Source organism: Rathayibacter sp. AY1F2, assembly GCF_002930885.1.
In the GTDB taxonomy this organism is placed as follows: domain Bacteria; phylum Actinomycetota; class Actinomycetes; order Actinomycetales; family Microbacteriaceae; genus Rathayibacter.
In genome coordinates this window covers 122,423-140,346 of sequence record NZ_PSVG01000002.1, presented here as the reverse complement: position 1 = coordinate 140,346, position 17,924 = coordinate 122,423, and the positions used below count along the sequence as shown (strand labels likewise).

Sequence of the window (17,924 nt, the reverse complement as noted above, 5' to 3'; positions counted from 1 at the left end):
CGGACGCGGTGTCTCGCCGCAGGAGCGACGCCGACCGGAGGAGCGACGCCGACCGCCGGAGCGGCGCGGTCCCTCCGCCCCCGCGCCCCTGATTAGGGTGAAGCCATGAGCGAGCCGGCACTCCCCGAGACGACGGCCCCGCGGGCCTCGGCCCCGCACGACCACCGCCGCGACCGGCGCATCCCCGAGCCGGTCGACCGGTTCGCCACCGGCGAGGAGTACCCCGAGTACCGCGTCGACCTGGAGCGGATCCGCTTCTCGCCGTACTTCGCCCGACTCTCCGCGGTGACCCAGGTCATCTCGCCCTCGGGCGTCGGCCAGGTCGTGCACAACCGGCTCACGCACTCGATCAAGGTCACCGCGGTCGCCCGCGCGATCGCGATGCAGCTGACCACCACCGATCCCGCCCAGCGCGAGCTGGTCGAGCGGCTCGGCGGCTGCGACCCGGTGGTCGTGCAGGCCGCGGCCAGCGCGCACGACCTCGGCCACCCTCCGTTCGGCCACCTCGGCGAGCAGGCGCTCGACCGGCTCGCGCGCGAGCGGCTGGGGCTCGCAGAGGGTTTCGAGGGCAACGCGCAGTCGTTCCGGATCCTCTCCGAGCTCGACGTCTGCGAGACGGTGGAGGTGGGGCTGAACCTCACCGCCGCCTCCCGTGCCGCCGTGCTCAAGTACCCGTGGGGGCGGACGGTCCACCGCCCCGGCATCGACTCCGCCGACCCGACCGAGCTGCCCCGCGGCTCGACCGCCAGCCGGTGGGAGACCGCACCGCCGAAGTTCTCGGCGTACACCCTCGACCTCGACGACCTGCTCGACGCCCGCTCCGGCTTCGCCGCGATCGCCCCCTGGCAGCAGACCCTCGAGTGCTCGGTGATGGACGTCGCCGACGACATCGCCTACTCGCTGCACGACCTCGACGACTTCTACCGCGCGGGAGTGCTGCAGCAGGCGGCCGTCGCCGTGGAGTTCCGCGCGTTCCTCCGCGAGCAGAACGCGCTCGCCGCCCTCGACGCCGAGGAGCTGTGGGCGCGCGCTCCCGGGCACTCGCTCGAGATGCTCCGCCGGAGGCTCGTGGCCCGAGACCCGTGGATCGCGAGCGACGAGCACTTCCGCGCCTCCGTGGAGCGGGTGTCGACCGAGCTGGTCGAGGGGCTCCTCGCGCTCCCGTTCGACGGATCGACGCGCACCGAGCGCGCGATCGAGGCCTTCGTCTCCTCCTGGATCGGCCGCCTGCAGCGCTCCGTGGTGGTGCTCGCCGAGCCGAACGTCCGCTCGGGCCACCTCTCCCTCCTCCCCGACGCCTGGCACGACGTGGCCGTGCTGAAGTTCGTGCACACGCGCTTCGTGATCGACCGGCCGGACTTCGCCACCTACCAGCGCGGCCAGTCGCAGGTGCTCGAGACGCTGGTGACCCACCTCGACGCCTGGCTCGAGGATCCGCGCGACGGCTCGCGGGCTCCGCAGAAGCTGCTCGACCTGATCGAGCTCGCGACCGACGGCTACTTCCGCCTGCGCGCCGACCACCCCGACTGGCTCCCGTCGGACGAGCGCGGCCGGCCGACCTCCGACCCGGCCGCGCTGCAGCGGCTCGGCCGGGGGCGCGGTGTCGTCGACTACGTCGCGACCCTGACCGACGAGCAGGCGATGGCGCTCGCCGCCCGCCTCCGCGGCGATCGCGAGCCGTGGGCGATGGGGACCTGACGCCCCGGCGGGTGGGTTGACACCGCGCGTCGCGTGTGGCCTCGGCGGCTCCTCGCCCGTCGTTCCGGGGGAGGAGCCTCCGCCGGGCCGCCGAGGACGCGTTCCGCGACCGCCCAGCGGGCGTCCAGGAAGCGCAGCCTGAACGACAGCGTAAAATCACGGAGGCACATGCCAGGATCGACAACTCGACAGGGAGTTCCGTTGGACGGAAACGCAACGACCACGCACCGCAACGTCGCATTGCTGTCCGTCGCGACCACGCTGGCTCCGCGCGTGACCACCTCGGCCGAGATCGAGGCGCGGCTCGCTCCGGCGCTCAAGCGCCTGCGGCTCCCCACCGGGCTCCTCCAGCGCGTCGCCGGAGTGCACGAGCGCCGCAACTGGGGCTCCGAGCAGGGCTTCGACGGAGCGGCGATCGACGCGGGCAAGCGCGCTCTCGCCGAGGCCGGCGTCCGCGCCGACCAGATCGGCCTGATCATCAACACGTCGGTGACCCGCAAGCACCTCGAGCCCTCGGTCGCCGTGCGCCTGCACCACGGGCTCGGCCTGCCCTCATCGGCCATCAACTTCGACATCGCGAACGCCTGCCTCGGCTTCGTCAACGGCATGACCCTCGCCGCGCAGCTGATCGACTCCGGCCAGATCCGCTACGCGCTCATCATCGACGGCGAGGACGCCGACGAGATCCAGGTCAACACCATCGAGCGCCTGAGCCGCGAGGGCGTCAAGCGCAAGGACTTCATGAGCGAGTTCGCGAGCCTGACCCTCGGCTCCGGCGCCGCCGCGGCCGTCCTCGGCCCGGCCGACGAGCACCCCAAGGGCCACCGCATCCTCGGCGGCATCACCCGCGCGGCCACGCAGTTCAACGAGCTCTGCGTCGGCAGCGTCGACGGCATGTTCACGGACGCGAAGGCGCTGCTCAAGGGCGGCATGGAGCTCGTCCTCTCGGCGTGGAAGGAGGCCACCCGCGACTGGAACTGGAGTGGGATGGACCGCTACATCACGCACCAGGTGTCGGACGTGCACACCGACGCCCTGGTGAAGGCGGTCGGCATCGACCGCAGCCGCGTCCCCACGACCTACCCCACCCTCGGCAACGTCGGCCCGGCGTCGATCCCGATCACCCTGGCCCAGGAGGCCGAGACCCTGCAGCCCGGCAACCGGGTGCTGCTCATCGGAGTGGGCTCGGGCATCAACACCGCGATGCTCGAGATCGCCTGGTGACCGCGCCCCACCCGGCCGAGCGGATCCGCGGAGCGCTCGGCTCCACGGCCGCCGCGCAGCTGCCCCCGGCCGGGCTCGACGGGCTCGATCCCGCGTGGTCGCGCCTCGTCGACGCTCCGGACGCCCAGGGCGTGCCGCGCCGCTGGCACCTGCTCGACACGGGCGAGGCCCTCGGCACGGAGCCCGTCGGCACCGTCCTCTGCGTGCACGGCAACCCCACCTGGTCCTACCTCTGGCGCCGCCTCGCGGCCGCCACGCTCGAGTCGGCCCGCAGCGGAGGCCCCGCCTGGCGGGTGGTCGCTGTCGACCAGCTCGAGATGGGCTTCTCCGAGCGGACCGGCGCCCTGCACACGCTCGCCGACCGCGTGCGCGAGCTCTCCGACCTCACCGACGTGCTCGGCCTCGACGACGTGGTCACCCTCGGCCACGACTGGGGCGGAGTCGTCTCGCTGGGCTGGGCGGTCGACCACCCGGAGCAGCTGCGCGCCACGATGCTCCTGAACACCGCGATCCACCAGAGCGCCGACGAGCCGATCCCGGCCCCGCTCCGGCTCGCGCTCGCCTCGGGCGTGCTCGGCGCCTCGACGGTCGGCACGCCGGCCTTCCTCGAGACGACCCTCGCGCTGGGGCACCCGGCGCTGCCCTCCGCGGTGAAGGAGGGGTACCGCGCGCCCTACCGGTCCGCGTCGCGCCGCGGCGGAGTGGGCGGCTTCGTCGCCGACATCCCGGTCGACTCCGCGCACCCGAGCGACCCGGAGCTGCAGCGCATCGCCGAGGGCGTCAGCGCCCTGACGACGCCGGCCCTGATGCTCTGGGGCCCGCTGGACCCGATCTTCTCCGACCGCTACCTCGACGACCTCGTCGACCGCCTCCCGCACGCGCAGGTCCACCGCTACGAGGGATCGGGCCACCTGGTGGCCGAGGACGTCGACTACTCGTCCGCCGTCCTCACCTGGCTGGGCGACCTCTCCGACGGCGAGGAGCCGTTCGGCGGCGACCCCGCCCCCGACGTCCGCCGCCCGACCGCGCCGGTCGAGCCGCTCTGGGCGCACCTCGACCGCAACGCGCAGGAGGACTCGCTCGCCCTGGTCGAGATGGCGCCTCCCGGAGGCGGCGGGCCCCGCTCGGTCTCGTGGCGCCTGCTCTCGCAGCGGGTCCGCGAGCTCGCCGCCGGGCTCCGCGCCTCCGGCGTCTCCTCGGGCGACCGCGTCTCGCTCCTCGTGCCGCCCGGCGCCGACCTGACGGCGCTGCTCTACGCGTGCCTGCGCATCGGAGCCGTCGTGGTCGTCGCCGACGCGGGCCTGGGCCTGCGCGGTCTCACCCGCGCGGTCCGCGGCGCCTGGCCGGATCTGGTGGTCGGCGCCCTGCCCGGCCTCACCGTCGCGCGGGCCCTCCGCTGGCCCGGCGGCCGGGTCTCGACGCAGACCCTGCCCCGCGCCTCCGCCTCGGCCCTCGGGGTCGACACCTCGCTCGGGCAGCTGATCGAGCTCGGCCGCGCCGAGCTGGCCGCCGACCCGGAGGCGCTGGGCGAGGCGCCCGCCGCCGACGCCGTGGCCGCGATCCTGTTCACCTCCGGCTCGACCGGCCCCGCCAAGGGCGTCGTCTACACGCACCGCCAGCTCGCCGGCGTCCGCGACGCGCTCGCCCGCCAGTACGGGATCGGACCGGGCACCGGCCTCGTCGCGGGCTTCGCGCCGTTCGCCCTGCTCGGTCCCGCGCTGGGCACGCGCTCCGCCACTCCGGACATGGACGTCACCGCGCCCCGGACGCTCACCGCGGCCGCCGTCGCCTCGGCCGCCGCCCGGGTCGACGCGACCGTGCTGTTCCTCTCGCCGGCCGCACTGGCCAACGTCGTGGCCACCGCCGGTGCGCTCGACGCCGACGACCACCGGGCCCTCGCCGGCGTGCGCACCTTCCTCTCGGCCGGCGCCCCCGTCTCGGCGGGACTGCTCGGCGAGGCGCAGGCGCTCATGCCGAACGCCTCCGCCCGCACTCCCTACGGCATGACCGAGGGGCTGCTGCTCACCGACGCGTCGCTGGAGGGCATCCGCGAGGCCGTCTCCGACGACGATCCGCGCGGAGGCGTCTGCGTGGGCGTGCCCGCCGCGGGCGTCCGGCTGCGGATCGCCCCGCTCGACGCCGGCGGCCGCGCCGCGGACGAGCCGGAGGAGATCACCGGCACGACCGGCGAGATCGTCGTCTCGGCCGGTCACGTCGAGGACCACTACGAGCGCCTCTGGCTCACCGACCGCGCCGCCCGCGTCGGCGCCGTCCCGGGCGAGCGCTGGCACCGCACCGGGGACGTCGGGCGGATCGACTCCGCCGGCCGCCTCTGGGTCGAGGGCCGCATGCCTCACGTCGTCGTCACTCCCGACGGCGTCGTCACGCCGGTCGGACCGGAGCAGCGGATCGAGGCGCGCGTCGCCTCGGTCGCCCGCGCCGCGATCGTCGGAGCCGGCCCGCGCGGAGTCGCGCAGCTGGTCGCCGTGGTCGAGCTGCGCTCGGGCGCGCGCCGCGTGGTGCTGGCCGAGGAGGCCCTCGCCGCCGAGGTGCGCGCGGCCGTCGGCCGGCCCGTCGCCGCGGTGCTCGTCGTCCCGGCGCTGCCCACCGACATCCGCCACAACTCCAAGATCGACCGGGCCGCGCTCTCGCGCTGGGCCGAGGGCGTGCTCGCCGGCGGCCGGATGGTGGCTCCGTGAGGGTCCTGGTCACCGGCGCGAGCGGCCTGCTCGGCGGTGCGGTGGCCGCGGGCCTCGTCGCCCAGGGGCACGAGGTCCGCACCTTCCAGCGTCGGCCCGCCGGGGTCGCGGGCGTCGAGGAGGCGCGGGGCTCCCTGACCGATCCGCGCGCGGTCGAGGAGGCCGTCGACGCGGCCGACGGCGTCGTGCACCTCGCCGCGAAGGTCTCGCTCGCCGGCGATCCTGGCGACTTCGACCGCGTGAACATCGACGGAACCCGGCGTCTGCTCGCCGCCGCCGCCCGCGCCGGCGTGAGCCGCTTCGTCCAGATCTCGTCGCCCTCCGTCGCCCACTCCGGCTCCTCGATCACCGGCGACGACGCCGAGCCCGCCGATCCGGACCGCGCCCGCGGCGACTACGCGCGCACCAAGGCCCGCGCCGAGCTGCTGGCGCTGGCGGCCGACGCCCCCGGCTTCGCGGTGGTCGCCGTGCGCCCGCACCTGGTCTGGGGTCCGGGCGACACCCAGCTCGTCGCCCGCATCGTCGAGCGGGCGCGCGCCGGCCGGCTGCCGCTCCTCGGGCACGGCCAGGCGCTGATCGACTCCACCTACATCGACAACGCCGCCTCGGCGATCGTCGCCGCTCTCGGGCGGGCGGAGGAGGTGCACGGCCGCTCCTACGTCGTCACCAACGGCGAGCCGCGCCCGGTCGCCGAGCTGCTCGCCGGGATCTGCCGCGCCTCGGGCGTCGAGCCGCCGCGCTGGTCCGTCCCCGCCTCCGTCGCCCGCGTCGCGGGCTCGCTCGTCGAGCGCGTGTGGGCCGTGCGGCCCGGCGCCGATGAGCCGCCGATGACCCGCTTCCTCGCCGAGCAGCTCTCGACCGCGCACTGGTTCGACCAGCGCCGCACTCGCGCCGATCTGCAGTGGAGCCCGTCGGTCACCCTCGACGAGGGCCTGGCCCGTCTGTCCGCCGCCCGCTGAGGCGCCGGCTCCCGAGACAGAGGAACGGACGGGACCCCGTCGCCGAGGCGAGGGGGTCCCGTCCGTTCGGGGGCTCCCGCGACGGATCGCGGGAGGGGAGCCGAGGTCAGTCGGCGAGGATGAGGTACAGCGCGCGACGGGTCTCGTCGAGCTTGGCGGAGGCGGCGGCGCGCTGCGCCTCGGTCGCTCCGCGGAACTGCTGCACGACGCCCATCAGCTTGCCGACGTTCTCCATGAAGGCGCGATCGGCGTCGCTCGCGCCGGGAGTGGCCTCCCAGGCCGCGTCGAGCTCGTCGGCGTGCTCGCGCACGTAGGTGCCGCCCGCGTCCGTGAGCTGGTACTCGGTGCCGCGGCCCTCGCCGACGGCCGTGATGAGGCCCTCGTCGACGAGCTGCTGGAGGGTGGGGTAGACGGAGCCGGGGCTGGGACGCCACGATCCGTTCGTCTTCTCGGCGATGGCCTTGATCAGGCCGTAGCCGTTCGAGGACTTCTCGGAGAGGAGGGAGAGGAGAGCCGCGCGGACGTCACCGCGTCGGGCGCGTCCTCCGCCGCGGCCGAAGGGGCCGCCGATGCCGGGGCCGAAGCCCGGGCCGAAGCCGAAGCCGGGCCCGAAGCCGCGGCCGTGACCGCCGGGTCCGCGGCGCTGTCCGCGTCCGGGGTGCTCGTGGCGGGAGGAGTGGTCGCCGTCGCAGGAGTCGCGGCGGTCGTCGGAGAAGAAGGTCCTGGAGTTCATGGGTGTGCTGCTCTCTGTCGTGAGGGGATCCCTTTCGATCGGATCCGGTCGCCCGTCGGGAGCGGCTGCTTCCGATCTGTCGGCGATGCAGTAACGATATATCGGTGAAGGATCGGATGTCAACACCTGAATTGCCCGTAGCCTGGGAGCTCCCCGTCGATCGAGAGGTCCCGCATGCCGCTTCCCGACTCCGAGCTCGAGGCGTACCTCGACTCCTCCCTCCTCGCCGGGGACGTCCTCACCGGCCGCGCGAGCAACCTCGGCAACCTCCGCGGCCTCGCCGCCCGCGAGCCCGCGCACCTCTACGGGGTGGACGTGGCGGAGGACTGGACGTTCGAGAGACTGCTCGCGCTGATGGGGGAGCGCGTGGGGATCAGCACCGACCCCTCCTTCGAGAGCGGGCAGGACCGGATCGACGCCCGCCTGACGGTCGCGGGGCTCGCCCGCTACCGCGAGCGGTTCGCCGCCGCTGTCCGCGAGGGGGCGCTCCTCCTGTTCGCCACCGCGCACCCCGCGACCCTGATGGACGTCTACCGCCGCTTCGCTGCTGCCGCGACGGAGCGGGGCGCCCGCGTGATCGACGTGAACGCGCTCCCGTTCGCCGCCCCCGACGGCATCCGCGTGCCTCTCGCGGACGAGCACCAGGCCCTGTGGTGCACCGGCGGGGTCACCTGCGTCTACCGCGGGGGAGGGCTGCAGCACACGCACTCGCCGGAGCCGATGGACGCGCTGCTCGACCGCCTCGACGAGCTCGGCGTCCGCCCCGACCTGGTCGTCGCCGACCACGGCTTCGCGGGCGCGGCCGGCCGGCGGGGGCTGCCGGTCATCGCGATCGCCGACTGCAACGACCCGGCGGTGTTCGTCGCCGAGGCGCAGGGCTCGATCGAGGTGGTCGTCCCGATCGACGACGGGCTGGCCGTCCACCTCTACGAGCCGGTGATCGACTTCGTCCTCCGCGCCCTCTCGGAGCCCGCGCGCACCTGACGGCTCGTAGAATCGCCTTCGGCTCGTCGCGATCCCGGATCCGACGGGCCGACCGTTTTCCCGAGTCCCCGCACTCGCCACCACTGCAGACGGAGCATCCGTGACCCAGCCCCACGACGGCCTCCTCCCGCGCTTCGCCGTCGGCGTCGACATCGGGGGGACGTCGATCAAGGCGTCCCTCGTCGACGTCACCACAGGCGAGCGGGCGGCTCGGCGCTTCGCGGTCGCGAACCCGCTGGGCAAGGAGCCCGAGGACTTCGCCGAGGCGATCGCCGGCATCGTCCGCGACGTCTCGCCGATCGCGGGCACGTCCGTGGGCGTCGGCTTCCCCGGGATCGTCCGCGGCGGCATCGTCCGCCAGACCACCCACGTCTCGCAGCGCTGGGTCGGGCTCGACGCGCAGGCCCTCCTCTCGGAGGCGACCGGGGTCGACGTCGTCGTCGTCAACGACGCGGACGCGGCGGGGGTCGCCGAGCGCGAGTTCGGCGCGATGCGCGGACGCGAGGGCCTCCTCCTGCTGACCACCCTCGGCACCGGCATCGGGACGGCGCTCGTCCACGAGGGCGTGGTGATCCCCAACTCCGAGCTCGGTCACCTGCACATCGACGGTCCCGACTTCGAGCCGCAGGTCGGCTTCTCGGCCGTCCGCCGCGAGGGCATCACCCTCGAGGAGTGGGCGGGTCGCCTCAGCGTCTACTACCGGCACCTCGAGATGCTGCTCTCGCCGCAGCTGTTCGTGATCGGCGGCGCGGCGGCGCACGTCTTCGACGAGTTCGCCCGCTTCCTCGACATCGGCACCGAGACCGTCCCCGCCCGCTTCGGCAACGACGCCGGATTCACGGGCGCCGCGATGGTCGCCGTCTCGCCCGACCGCCTCGCGCCCTGGTACCGCTCCACTCGCGGCGCCCGCCTCGACCCCGGGGCGCCCGCCATCGCCGACTGACCCCCTCCCTGCATCGAGGGAGCCCCGACCCGTCGAGGTGACCCGGCGGAGCGGGGTCCCTCGACGGTCCGGGGTTCCCTCAGCGGGCCGACAGGCCGCGGTAGACGGCGTCCAGCCGGGCGGCGGCGGCCGGCCAGGAGTGGGCGGCCGCCCAGTCGACGCCGCCGCGGCCTAGTCGCGCCAGCTCGCCGGGCGAGCCCAGCAGGGTCAGGATCGCCTCGGCCCACGCCGGAGGGGAGTCGGAGTCGAGCAGCACGCCGCTCCCGCCGTCGCGCACCGCGTCCACCAGGCCGGTCGTCCTGCGCGCGAGCACGGGAGTGCCGCTGCCGGCCGCCTCGAGCGCGATCAGCCCGAAGGTCTCGGCCGCCGAGGGCACGAGCGCCAGCTGCGCACTCCGGAGCCGCTCCGCCACCCGGTCGCGGTCGGCGGCCCCCTCGATCAGCACGCGGTCTCCCAGCGGAGCCGCCACGGCGCGCACCGCGTCGAGGTACGACTCCCGGCCCGGTGCCGCCCCGCCCACCAGCCGCAGCACCGGCCGCTCCGCCGGCGCCATCGCCGCGAGCGCCTCGACCGCCAGCAGCTGCCCCTTGAGCGGCTGCACCCGGCCGATCAGGACGACTCCGGAGCGCTCGCCGCCGCCCGGGCGGAACCGCGCGTCGACTCCGGGCGGCACCACGACGACCCGGTCCGGATCCGCGCCGTACCCGCTGACGACGTCCTCCCGCTCCGAGGCGCCCGCCACCACGATCGCGTCGGCGGAGGCGAGCACGGAGCGCTCCGCGTCGATCCGCTGCTGCGGCTCCGCGACGTCGCCCGGGGCGAGCCGGGCGTTCTTCGCGAGCGAGCCCGAGTGCATCGAGTGCACGTGCGGCCTGCCGGTGAGCGCCCCCGCGAGGCCCGACACCCAGTAGTGGGAGTGCACGACGTCGGCCCCCTCCGCGGCGCGCGCGAACTGCGGCGCCGCGGCCGCCAGCGCGTACTTGTCGCCCGCCGGCACCGGCACGCCGACCACTCGCACACCCGGCGCGAGCATCCGGACGCCCTCGCCGCGGGTCAGCACCTCGATCTCCCAGCCGAGCGCAGCCAGCTCCGGGAGCACCGCCGCGAGGTACACGTTCATCCCGCCCGCGTCGCCCGTCGACGGCTGCTCGAGCGGGGAGGTGTGCGCCGAGACGACGGCCAGACGGGGCATCCCTCCATCGTAGGGACGGCCGTGCGTCCTCCACGGATCCCGGCCCGCGGCTCGCAGCGCCTCCGGAATCGGGTTGAATAGACGGATGCGCTCGTTCGAGCGCGGAGAGCGTGAGGTCCATGGCCCGCCAGAGTCCCCCCGGTGAGGTGCTGCCGTCGGCCGCACCCGGGCCGGTGACCGCCGGCCACGAGCCCTTCTCCGAGCAGGACATCCGCGCCCTCGTCGGAACCGCCGCCGTCGAGAAGGGCACCGCTTACGCGGACGAGGGCCGCGTGCGCGAGCTGCAGTGGTTCGGCGGCCGCACCCGCCTCTTCGGCCAGGTCCGCGGATCCGGGCGCTCGCCGTACGCCGTGAGCGTGCAGCTCCGCGACGAGGGCGAGCACTGGACCCTCCTCGGCGGCGCCTGCAGCTGCCCGGTCAAGCACGAGTGCAAGCACGTCGCCGCCGTCCTGATCGAGGCCCTGCGCCGCGAGCGCGAGGGCGGAGTGGCCGGTCCCTTCCCGGGCGAGGCCGCTGTCGACGCCGTCCCGGAGTGGCGCAGCGCGCTCGCCCCGCTCCTCGCCGGCGCGGAGCGCTCGCACACCGGCATCCCGCTCGGCCTGCAGTTCGAGCTGCTGCCCGGCGAGCCCGTGCGTCGCCCGCCCGGCCGCTACAACTCCTACCGGCCGCCGCCCGAGCCGCGCCCGCGCCTGGGCGTGCGCCCGGTGCGGATGGGCGACCGCGATCGCTGGGTCCGCACCGGCACCAGCTGGCGCGACCTCGGCTACCTGCACTACAGCCACGACTACGACGAGCGCCAGATCGACGTGATCCGCGAGATGCAGGGCCTGCTCTCCGGGCACAGCGCCTCCAGCTACTACTCGCCCGACACCTGGCTCTACCTCGACCAGTGCCGGAGCGAGGCGATCTGGGCGGCCCTGCACGGCGCCGTCCGCGCGGGCATCGGCCTGGTGATGGGCGACCGCGACCAGACGCCGCTGAAGATCCTCGACACGACGGCAACCGCCTCCATCGACGTCACGCGCACCGCCGCCGGCCTCGAGCTGCGCTCGCTCGTCGCGATCGGCGACCACCCGGCGCCCGAGGAGTTCGGCTTCATCGGCGACCCGGCCGTCGGCCTCTACACGTGGGAGGGCGGCGACGAGATGCGCGCCCGCCCGGTCACGCTCATCCCGTTCGCCGCGCCGCTGCTGTCCTCCGCGCGCACGTTCCTCTGGAGCCGCGAGGCCATCCGCATCCCGGTGGCCGAGGAGTCGGCGTTCCTCACCGAGCACTACCAGCGGCTGCACCGGCTGTTCGACATCGTCTCCCGTGACGGCTCCTTCGAGGCGCCGGCGGTGCCCGAGCCGCGCCTCGGCCTCACCCTCGAGCACACCGATGGCGCGGGCCTGCGCGGCTCGTGGTGGTGGCGCTACGGAGTGGAGGGAGCGCGCGGCGGCGTGGACGCCGAGCGGCTCCCGCTGCGGGTCGGCGAGGACGCGGGCTACCGCGACCCCGAGGCCGAGCAGCGGATCCTCGACTCCCTCGTGGGAGCGGGTCTCGACCCGGAGTCGACGCCCGCCCTGGTGTCCCCGTCGAGCAGGCGCCTGCGCCCCACCTTCGACCTGCGCGGCATGCAGACCGTCGGCTTCCTCACCGGCGAGGTCGAGCGGCTCCGCGAGCTCGGCACCGTCGAGATCGAGGAGATCGGCGAGCGCGTCGAGTACCGCGAGGCGCAGACCGCCCCCGTGGTCGCCGTGCAGACCGTCGCCCAGCCCGACAGCCGCGACTGGTTCAACCTCGAGATCTCCGTCACCGTCAACGACGAGGCGGTCCCGCTGGCCGAGATCTTCCTCGCGCTCGCCCGCGGCGACGAGTACATGGTGCTGCCCAGCGGCGTCTACTTCGCCCTCGACGACGAGCGGTTCGGCCGCCTCCGCGAGCTGATCGCCGAGGCCCGCGAGCTCTCGGACGACCCCGGCGAGACCCTGCGGATCAGCCGGTTCCAGTCCTCCCTCTGGGACGAGCTGGTCGAGCTGGGCGTCGTGGAGGCCCAGGCCGCCGCCTGGCGCCGCTCCGTGGAGGGGCTCTCCGGCTTCACCGCGACCGGTGCGCTGGAGTCGCGGGTCCTGCCCGAGGGCTTCGCCGTGGAGCTGCGGCCCTACCAGCAGCTCGGCTACGACTGGCTCTCGTTCCTCTACGACAACCAGCTCGGCGGCGTGCTCGCCGACGACATGGGCCTGGGCAAGACCGTGCAGTCCCTCGCCCTGGTCACCCGGGTGATGCAGGAGCAGCGCGCCGCGGCCGCGGAGGCGGGCACCTCGCCGCGCCCGTTCCTCGTCGTCGCGCCCACCAGCGTGGTGCCCAACTGGGTCGGCGAGGCCAAGCGCTTCGCCCCGGACCTCCGCGTCGTCGGGATCGACGAGACGTCGAAGAAGAAGCGGAAGGCGCTCTCGAGCGTCATCGGCGAGGCCGAGCTGGTCGTCACCTCCTACGCCCTGTTCCGGCTCGACTACGAGTCGTACTCGGGCATCCAGTGGTCGGGGCTCCTCCTCGACGAGGCGCAGTTCGTCAAGAACCGCCAGTCGGCGACGCACCAGCTCGCGCGCCGGCTCGACGTGCCCTTCAAGCTGGCCATCACGGGAACGCCGATGGAGAACAACGTGATGGAGCTCTGGTCGCTGCTGTCGATCGTCGCTCCGGGCCTGTTCCCCTCGCCCGCCGGGTTCGTCGAGTTCTACCAGAAGCCGATCGAGCGCGAGGCCGACAGCGAGAAGCTCTCGCAGCTGCGGCGGCGCATCCGCCCGCTGATGCTGCGGCGCACCAAGGAGCTCGTCGCCAAGGAGCTGCCGCCCAAGCAGGAGCAGACCCTCGAGGTCGAGCTCGGCCCGAAGCAGCGGAAGGTCTACGACACCTACCTGGCGCGGGAGCGGCAGCGCGTGCTGGGCCTGATCGGCGACTTCGAGAAGAACCGCTTCGCGATCTTCCGCGCGCTGACCGTGCTGCGCCAGGTCGCGCTCGACGCGGCACTGGTCGACGAGGCGCACGAGAGCGTGCCCTCGACCAAGCTCGACCTGCTCGACGAGCTGCTGGGCGACGCCCTCGGCGAGGGGCACCGCGTGCTGGTGTTCAGCCAGTTCACGCGGTTCCTCGGCCGGGTCCGCGGCCGGCTGGACGCGGCGGGCATCGAGTACGCCTACCTCGACGGAGCGACGAAGAAGCGCGACGAGGTCATCGAGCGGTTCCGCTCGGGCGCGGCGGGCGTGTTCCTGATCTCGCTCAAGGCCGGCGGCTTCGGGCTCAACCTCACCGAGGCCGACTACTGCATCCTGCTCGACCCGTGGTGGAACCCCGCCACCGAGTCGCAGGCGGTCGACCGCGCGCACCGCATCGGCCAGACCCGCTCGGTCATGGTCTACCGCCTGGTCGCGAAGGACACGATCGAGGAGAAGGTGATGGCCCTCAAGGAGGCGAAGGCCGCGCTCTTCGCCGCGGTCATGTCGGACGACGGCGCGGCGGCCACCGGCGGGATCACCGCCGAGGACGTGCGCGAGCTGCTGGGCTGAGCGCCGCCGCTACTCGCGCACCTGCTCCAGCAGGGTCGTGACGGCGGCGCGGGTGTCGGCGGCGAGCCGACCGAGGCGGTGCGCGGCACGGATCGACACCGGCCGGTACGGGTGCACGAGCCGCCGGGCCGCCGTGCAGGGCAGCGCGAACGCCGCGACGACGCCCGCGTCGATCCCGTCGAGTCCGCCGTCGTCCCGGCCGAAGACGAGCTCCCGGCCCTCGCGCGCGAGAGCCTCCGGCAGGTCGGCCTCGCCGATCGGGAGGCGCAGCACGGCGAGCAGGCCGGCCGCCTGCACCCGGCGCGGCAGCGGGCGTCCGAGGCGTCCCGCCGCGTGCACCGTGAAGAAGTCGGCCTGCCGCTCCAGGATGCCCGTGACCGTCTCGGCGAGGCGCTCCATCTCGGGGTGCAGCGAGAGCCGGGCGAGCCGGCGGTAGCCGTGCACCGCGACCCGGGCGTCCACCGCGAGGGCCAGCGCGACGGGGCCGGCGAGGGAGGCCGCGGCGCGGTCGAGGAGCGGGCGCGACCTCACCGTCGGCTCCGGCGGGCGGATGTCGATGCCGCGGATCTGCGGCGAGGCCGCGAGCACGTCGCCCAGGGCGTCGGCGATCCGGTGCCGCTCGGCGGCCCAGACGGACGCGAACGCGCGGACCTGCTCGTCGGGGTGGGCGCGCGCGAGGGGGAGCACCCGGGCCACGGTGGCGTGCTCGATCGCCCGCAGGTACGCGGTAGCGACGATGGCCTCGCGGTCCAGCGGCACCTCCTCGAACTCGCGCACCGAGAAGTGCTCGCGCAGGGCGCCGTGCGCGCTGCGGTGGTGGTCCTCGAGGTCGAACGGTTCCGCGATGCCCACGTCGTGCTCCTCCGCTAGTCCGGTCCCTCCATCCTGGGCCCCCGGTGCGAGAGGCGGAAGAGCACGCGCCCATCCCTGGGACACTGGGAGCCGGTCATCAGGCGGCCGGGGGAGCAGGGCGGGATGAGCGGGGCCCGGACCTCGGCGATCGGCGCCGTCCTCCTCGCCGCCGTCTGCTTCGGCACGACGGGGACCGCCCAGGCCCTCGGAGCGGCGGGCGTGGATCCGCTCCTCCTCGGGGCGGCGCGCATCGTCCTCGGCGGCGCCCTGCTGGCCGCTCTCCTCGGCGTGGAGGCTCTGCGCCGGCGGAGCCGCTCCCGCCCGACCCGCGCCGTCGTGCTGCTCGTCGTGCTCGGAGCGGTCGGCGTCGCCGCGTACCAGCCCGCCTTCTTCACCGGCACCGCGCAGAACGGCGTCGCGGTCGGTACGATCGTCGCCCTCGGCTCCGCTCCCGCCTTCACCGGCCTGCTTGAGTGGCTCGTCCTGCGGACGACCCCGGGCCCGCGCTGGTTCGCCTCGACCGCGCTCGCCGCGGTCGGCGTGGTGCTCCTCAGCGGCGGCGGATCCGGCGGCGTGACGCTCCCCGGCCTCGCCGCCTCGGCCGGCGCCGGCGCCTCCTACGCGCTCTACGCCGTCTGCGGCAAGCTGCTGCTCGAGCGCGGGCTCAGCCCCGTCGCCGCCATGGGAGCCCAGTTCGGAGCCGCGGCGCTGCTCGCGCTCCCGTTCCTGCTGCTGGGCGATCCGTCGCGGCTCTCCGGCTCGATCCCGGCCGTGCTCTGGCTCGGAGTGGTGACGGTCGCCGTGGCCTACACCTTCTTCGCGCGCGGCCTGCGAGCGCTTCCCGCGGCGACCGTCTCGACGCTCACCCTCCTGGAGCCGGCGACCGCGACCCTCCTCGGCGTGGCGGTGCTGGGCGAGCGGCTGACCGCGGGAGCCGTCCTGGGCGTCGCCGTGCTGGTGGCGGCGGTGCTGCTGCTGGCGGTGCGGGGGCGCCGCCGTTCCGGTGCGCGGAGAGAGGCGCCGGCGCGCTCCGCGGAGTAGCGTCGACTCCCACCGACCCGACGACGAGGCGGAGCGCATGACCAACCCGTGGCTGGCCCGCCCTGGCAGCGGTCGGCGGCGCGCGCTGGTCGAGGAGTCGTGGGAGCGCGCACGGCGGCGGCGCCTCGATCCGGACCGGCTGACGGCACCGCTCTCGTTCTCGGGAGACGACCTCCGCGAGTACCGCACCGGGCATCCGCTCGCCTCGGTCCTCCCGGTGATCCGCCGCCTGCTGGTGCGCGACGCCGACGAGGACAGCGGCGTGCTGGTCGCGGTGGGCGATGCGCTCGGGCGGCTGCTCTGGATCGACGGGGACCAGCACCTCAAGAGCCTCGCCGAGGGGATGTCGTTCGTCGAGGGCGCGGCGTGGGCCGAGCCCGACGTCGGGACGTCCGCGCCGGGGACGGCCCTCGTGCTCGATCACGGCGTGCAGATCCACGGCGCCGAGCACTTCGCCTCGCTCGTGCACCCGTGGAGCTGCACCGCCGTCCCCGTGCACGACCCCGAGACGCACGAGATCCTCGGAGTGATCGACATCACCGGTGGCGCCGACGTCGTCGCCCCGCAGACCCTCCCGCTGATGGAGGCCACGGCCGCCGCCGTCGAGAGCGAGCTGATGGTGCAGCGGCTCCTCCGCCCGCGGCGGCCCGCTGCACGGAGCACGGCGGCGGCCCGGGCGCCGAGCCTGCGGGTCCTCGGGCGCGAGACGGGCCTGGTGACGGCCGCCGGAGCGACGCTCGAGCTCAGCAGCCGGCACGCCGAGATCCTGACCCTGCTCGCCTGGCACCGGGCCGGGCTCTCGGCCGAGCAGCTCGCCCTCCTGCTCCACGGCCGGGACGACGCGGTGGTCACCGTCCGCGCCGAGATGGTGCGGCTGCGCCGCGCGCTCGAGCCGACCCTCCCGCGCCTGGTGCCCCTCTCGCGCCCCTACCGCCTGGCGAGCCCGGTCGACCTCGACGCCCGCCAGGTGCTGGGCCTGCTCGACCGCGGCTCCCACCGTCTCGCCCTGGACGCCTACCGGGGCGCGCCGCTGCCCTCGTCCGAGGCGCCGGGGATCCGGGCGATCGCCGTCGAGCTGCGCCTGCGGGTGCGGGCGAGCGTCCTCGCCGATGCGGCGCCCGCGACCCTCCTCGCCTGGGCGGAGGGCCCCGACGGCCGCGACGACGCGGAGGTGTGGCGGGAGCTCCTGCGCGTCCTCCCGCCCCGCTCGCCCCGGCGTGCCGGTGTCGCCGCGCACCTCGAGACGATCGAGGCGGAGCAGCGCTGAGCCGTCCCGTCCGCTCCTGGGAGTCCCGCCGGAGCCGTGAGGCCGCGGAGCCGTCTCGCTAGCCTCGACGCATGAGCACCCTCGCACCACCTCCCCGGGCCCTCGCGAGCGGAGTCGCGGGGGGTCTGCTCCTGATGGCGGTCTTCACGATGTGGTGGGCGAGCGACACCACGGTCGGCTGGCCGGCACCGGCGGCGACGACCGCCGTGACCCTCTGCGCGCTCGCGGCCGTGGTCTTCGCCGTGCAGGCCGTCCGCCTCCTCGTCGCCCGGCGGAGGATGGCGGTGGAGCTCACCGACGCCGACCACGCGGCGAAGCCGAACGGTCTGCTGTTCGGAGCGGTCTTCGCCGCGGAGGGCGTGCTGATCGGTGTCGCGGTGGGTGTCCTCACCGGCACCGGGCTCGAGCGGTTCCTCGTGCCGGCCATCGCCGTGATCGTGGGCCTGCACTTCTACCCGATGGCGAGGATCTTCGGCCGGACCCTCGACCTCTGGCTCGCCACCTGGACGACGCTGGTCGGAGCGATCGGAGTCGTCGTGGTCCTCGTCGACGGCTCCGCCTGGCCGCAGGTGTGGTCCTGGGTCGGCGCGGGGGCCGCAGCGGCCACGGTGACCTACGGCGTCTACATGAGCCGGATCGCCCAGCACCTGCTCGCGAGCGTCTGAGGTCCGGGCCGCGGGGCCCTCCTCCTCGGGCGGCCGCGTCTCCGCCCGGCCGGTCCGGTCTCCGTCCTCGCCGCTCCCGCCGGTGCGTCGACCCGTGCAACGTCGTGCAACCCCCCGCGACG

At 74.9% G+C, this 17,924-nt stretch carries 13 protein-coding genes; 10 read left to right on the top strand and 3 right to left on the bottom strand.

The genetic code is table 11. The annotated features are described in order from the left end of the window. The first annotated feature begins 105 nt into the window (after positions 1 to 105). From C5C54_RS02345 to C5C54_RS02330, 4 genes are all read left to right on the top strand, one after another. Entirely contained in the window at positions 106 to 1,698 is a 1,593-nt protein-coding gene (locus tag C5C54_RS02345) for a deoxyguanosinetriphosphate triphosphohydrolase family protein (RefSeq protein WP_104224182.1), read from the top strand. Between the two features lie 168 nt (positions 1,699 to 1,866). Continuing rightward, positions 1,867 to 2,922, top strand: a complete 1,056-nt coding sequence (locus tag C5C54_RS02340; RefSeq protein WP_104224183.1) for a 3-oxoacyl-ACP synthase III — start codon at positions 1,867 to 1,869, stop codon at positions 2,920 to 2,922. Then, complete coding sequence (locus C5C54_RS02335) at positions 2,919 to 5,621, top strand: alpha/beta fold hydrolase (RefSeq protein ID WP_258063181.1); 2,703 nt, start codon at positions 2,919 to 2,921, stop codon at positions 5,619 to 5,621. The genes C5C54_RS02340 and C5C54_RS02335 overlap by 4 nt, the downstream gene beginning before the upstream one ends. After that, the gene (locus C5C54_RS02330; RefSeq protein ID WP_104287705.1) at positions 5,618 to 6,580 is read left to right on the top strand and encodes an NAD(P)-dependent oxidoreductase; all 963 of its coding nucleotides are present in this window, start codon (positions 5,618 to 5,620) and stop codon (positions 6,578 to 6,580) included. The genes C5C54_RS02335 and C5C54_RS02330 overlap by 4 nt, the downstream gene beginning before the upstream one ends. Before the next feature lie 106 nt (positions 6,581 to 6,686). Here the strand turns inward: C5C54_RS02330 and C5C54_RS02325 are convergent, their stop codons facing one another. Beyond that, the gene (locus C5C54_RS02325) at positions 6,687 to 7,313 is read right to left on the bottom strand and encodes a PadR family transcriptional regulator (protein WP_104287704.1); all 627 of its coding nucleotides are present in this window, start codon (positions 7,311 to 7,313) and stop codon (positions 6,687 to 6,689) included. A 174-nt stretch (positions 7,314 to 7,487) separates the two neighbouring features. Here C5C54_RS02325 and C5C54_RS02320 point away from each other — a divergent pair, with 174 nt between their 5' ends. Together C5C54_RS02320 and C5C54_RS02315 are read left to right on the top strand one after the other, a co-directional pair. Continuing rightward, complete coding sequence (locus tag C5C54_RS02320; protein ID WP_104261467.1) at positions 7,488 to 8,297, top strand: phosphatase; 810 nt, start codon at positions 7,488 to 7,490, stop codon at positions 8,295 to 8,297. Positions 8,298 to 8,397: 100 nt separating this feature from the next. Further along, on the top strand, positions 8,398 to 9,240 hold the full coding sequence (locus tag C5C54_RS02315; protein ID WP_258063180.1) for an ROK family protein: 843 nt from the start codon (positions 8,398 to 8,400) through the stop codon (positions 9,238 to 9,240). Positions 9,241 to 9,319: 79 nt separating this feature from the next. Here C5C54_RS02315 and C5C54_RS02310 read toward each other — a convergent pair whose 3' ends face one another. Further along, complete coding sequence (locus C5C54_RS02310) at positions 9,320 to 10,432, bottom strand: glycosyltransferase (protein ID WP_104261465.1); 1,113 nt, start codon at positions 10,430 to 10,432, stop codon at positions 9,320 to 9,322. Positions 10,433 to 10,551: 119 nt separating this feature from the next. On the opposite strand from C5C54_RS02310, the gene C5C54_RS02305 reads away from it, so the two are divergent. Further along, on the top strand, positions 10,552 to 13,977 hold the full coding sequence (locus tag C5C54_RS02305) for a DEAD/DEAH box helicase (RefSeq protein WP_104224188.1): 3,426 nt from the start codon (positions 10,552 to 10,554) through the stop codon (positions 13,975 to 13,977). Positions 13,978 to 13,986: 9 nt separating this feature from the next. Here C5C54_RS02305 and C5C54_RS02300 read toward each other — a convergent pair whose 3' ends face one another. After that, on the bottom strand, positions 13,987 to 14,829 hold the full coding sequence (locus C5C54_RS02300; protein ID WP_104225933.1) for a hypothetical protein: 843 nt from the start codon (positions 14,827 to 14,829) through the stop codon (positions 13,987 to 13,989). 123 nt (positions 14,830 to 14,952) lie between these two features. Here C5C54_RS02300 and C5C54_RS02295 point away from each other — a divergent pair, with 123 nt between their 5' ends. The 3 genes from C5C54_RS02295 (at position 14,953) to C5C54_RS02285 (ending at position 17,802) form a co-directional block, all read left to right on the top strand. Then, positions 14,953 to 15,870 carry an EamA family transporter gene (locus tag C5C54_RS02295; protein ID WP_104287702.1) on the top strand — a complete coding sequence of 306 codons (918 nt, stop codon included), beginning with the start codon at positions 14,953 to 14,955 and terminating at the stop codon, positions 15,868 to 15,870. A 37-nt stretch (positions 15,871 to 15,907) separates the two neighbouring features. Continuing rightward, positions 15,908 to 17,137, top strand: a complete 1,230-nt coding sequence (locus tag C5C54_RS02290) for a GAF domain-containing protein (protein WP_104287701.1) — start codon at positions 15,908 to 15,910, stop codon at positions 17,135 to 17,137. Positions 17,138 to 17,208: 71 nt separating this feature from the next. Next, on the top strand, positions 17,209 to 17,802 hold the full coding sequence (locus C5C54_RS02285) for a hypothetical protein (protein WP_104287700.1): 594 nt from the start codon (positions 17,209 to 17,211) through the stop codon (positions 17,800 to 17,802). Positions 17,803 to 17,924 lie beyond the last annotated feature (122 nt).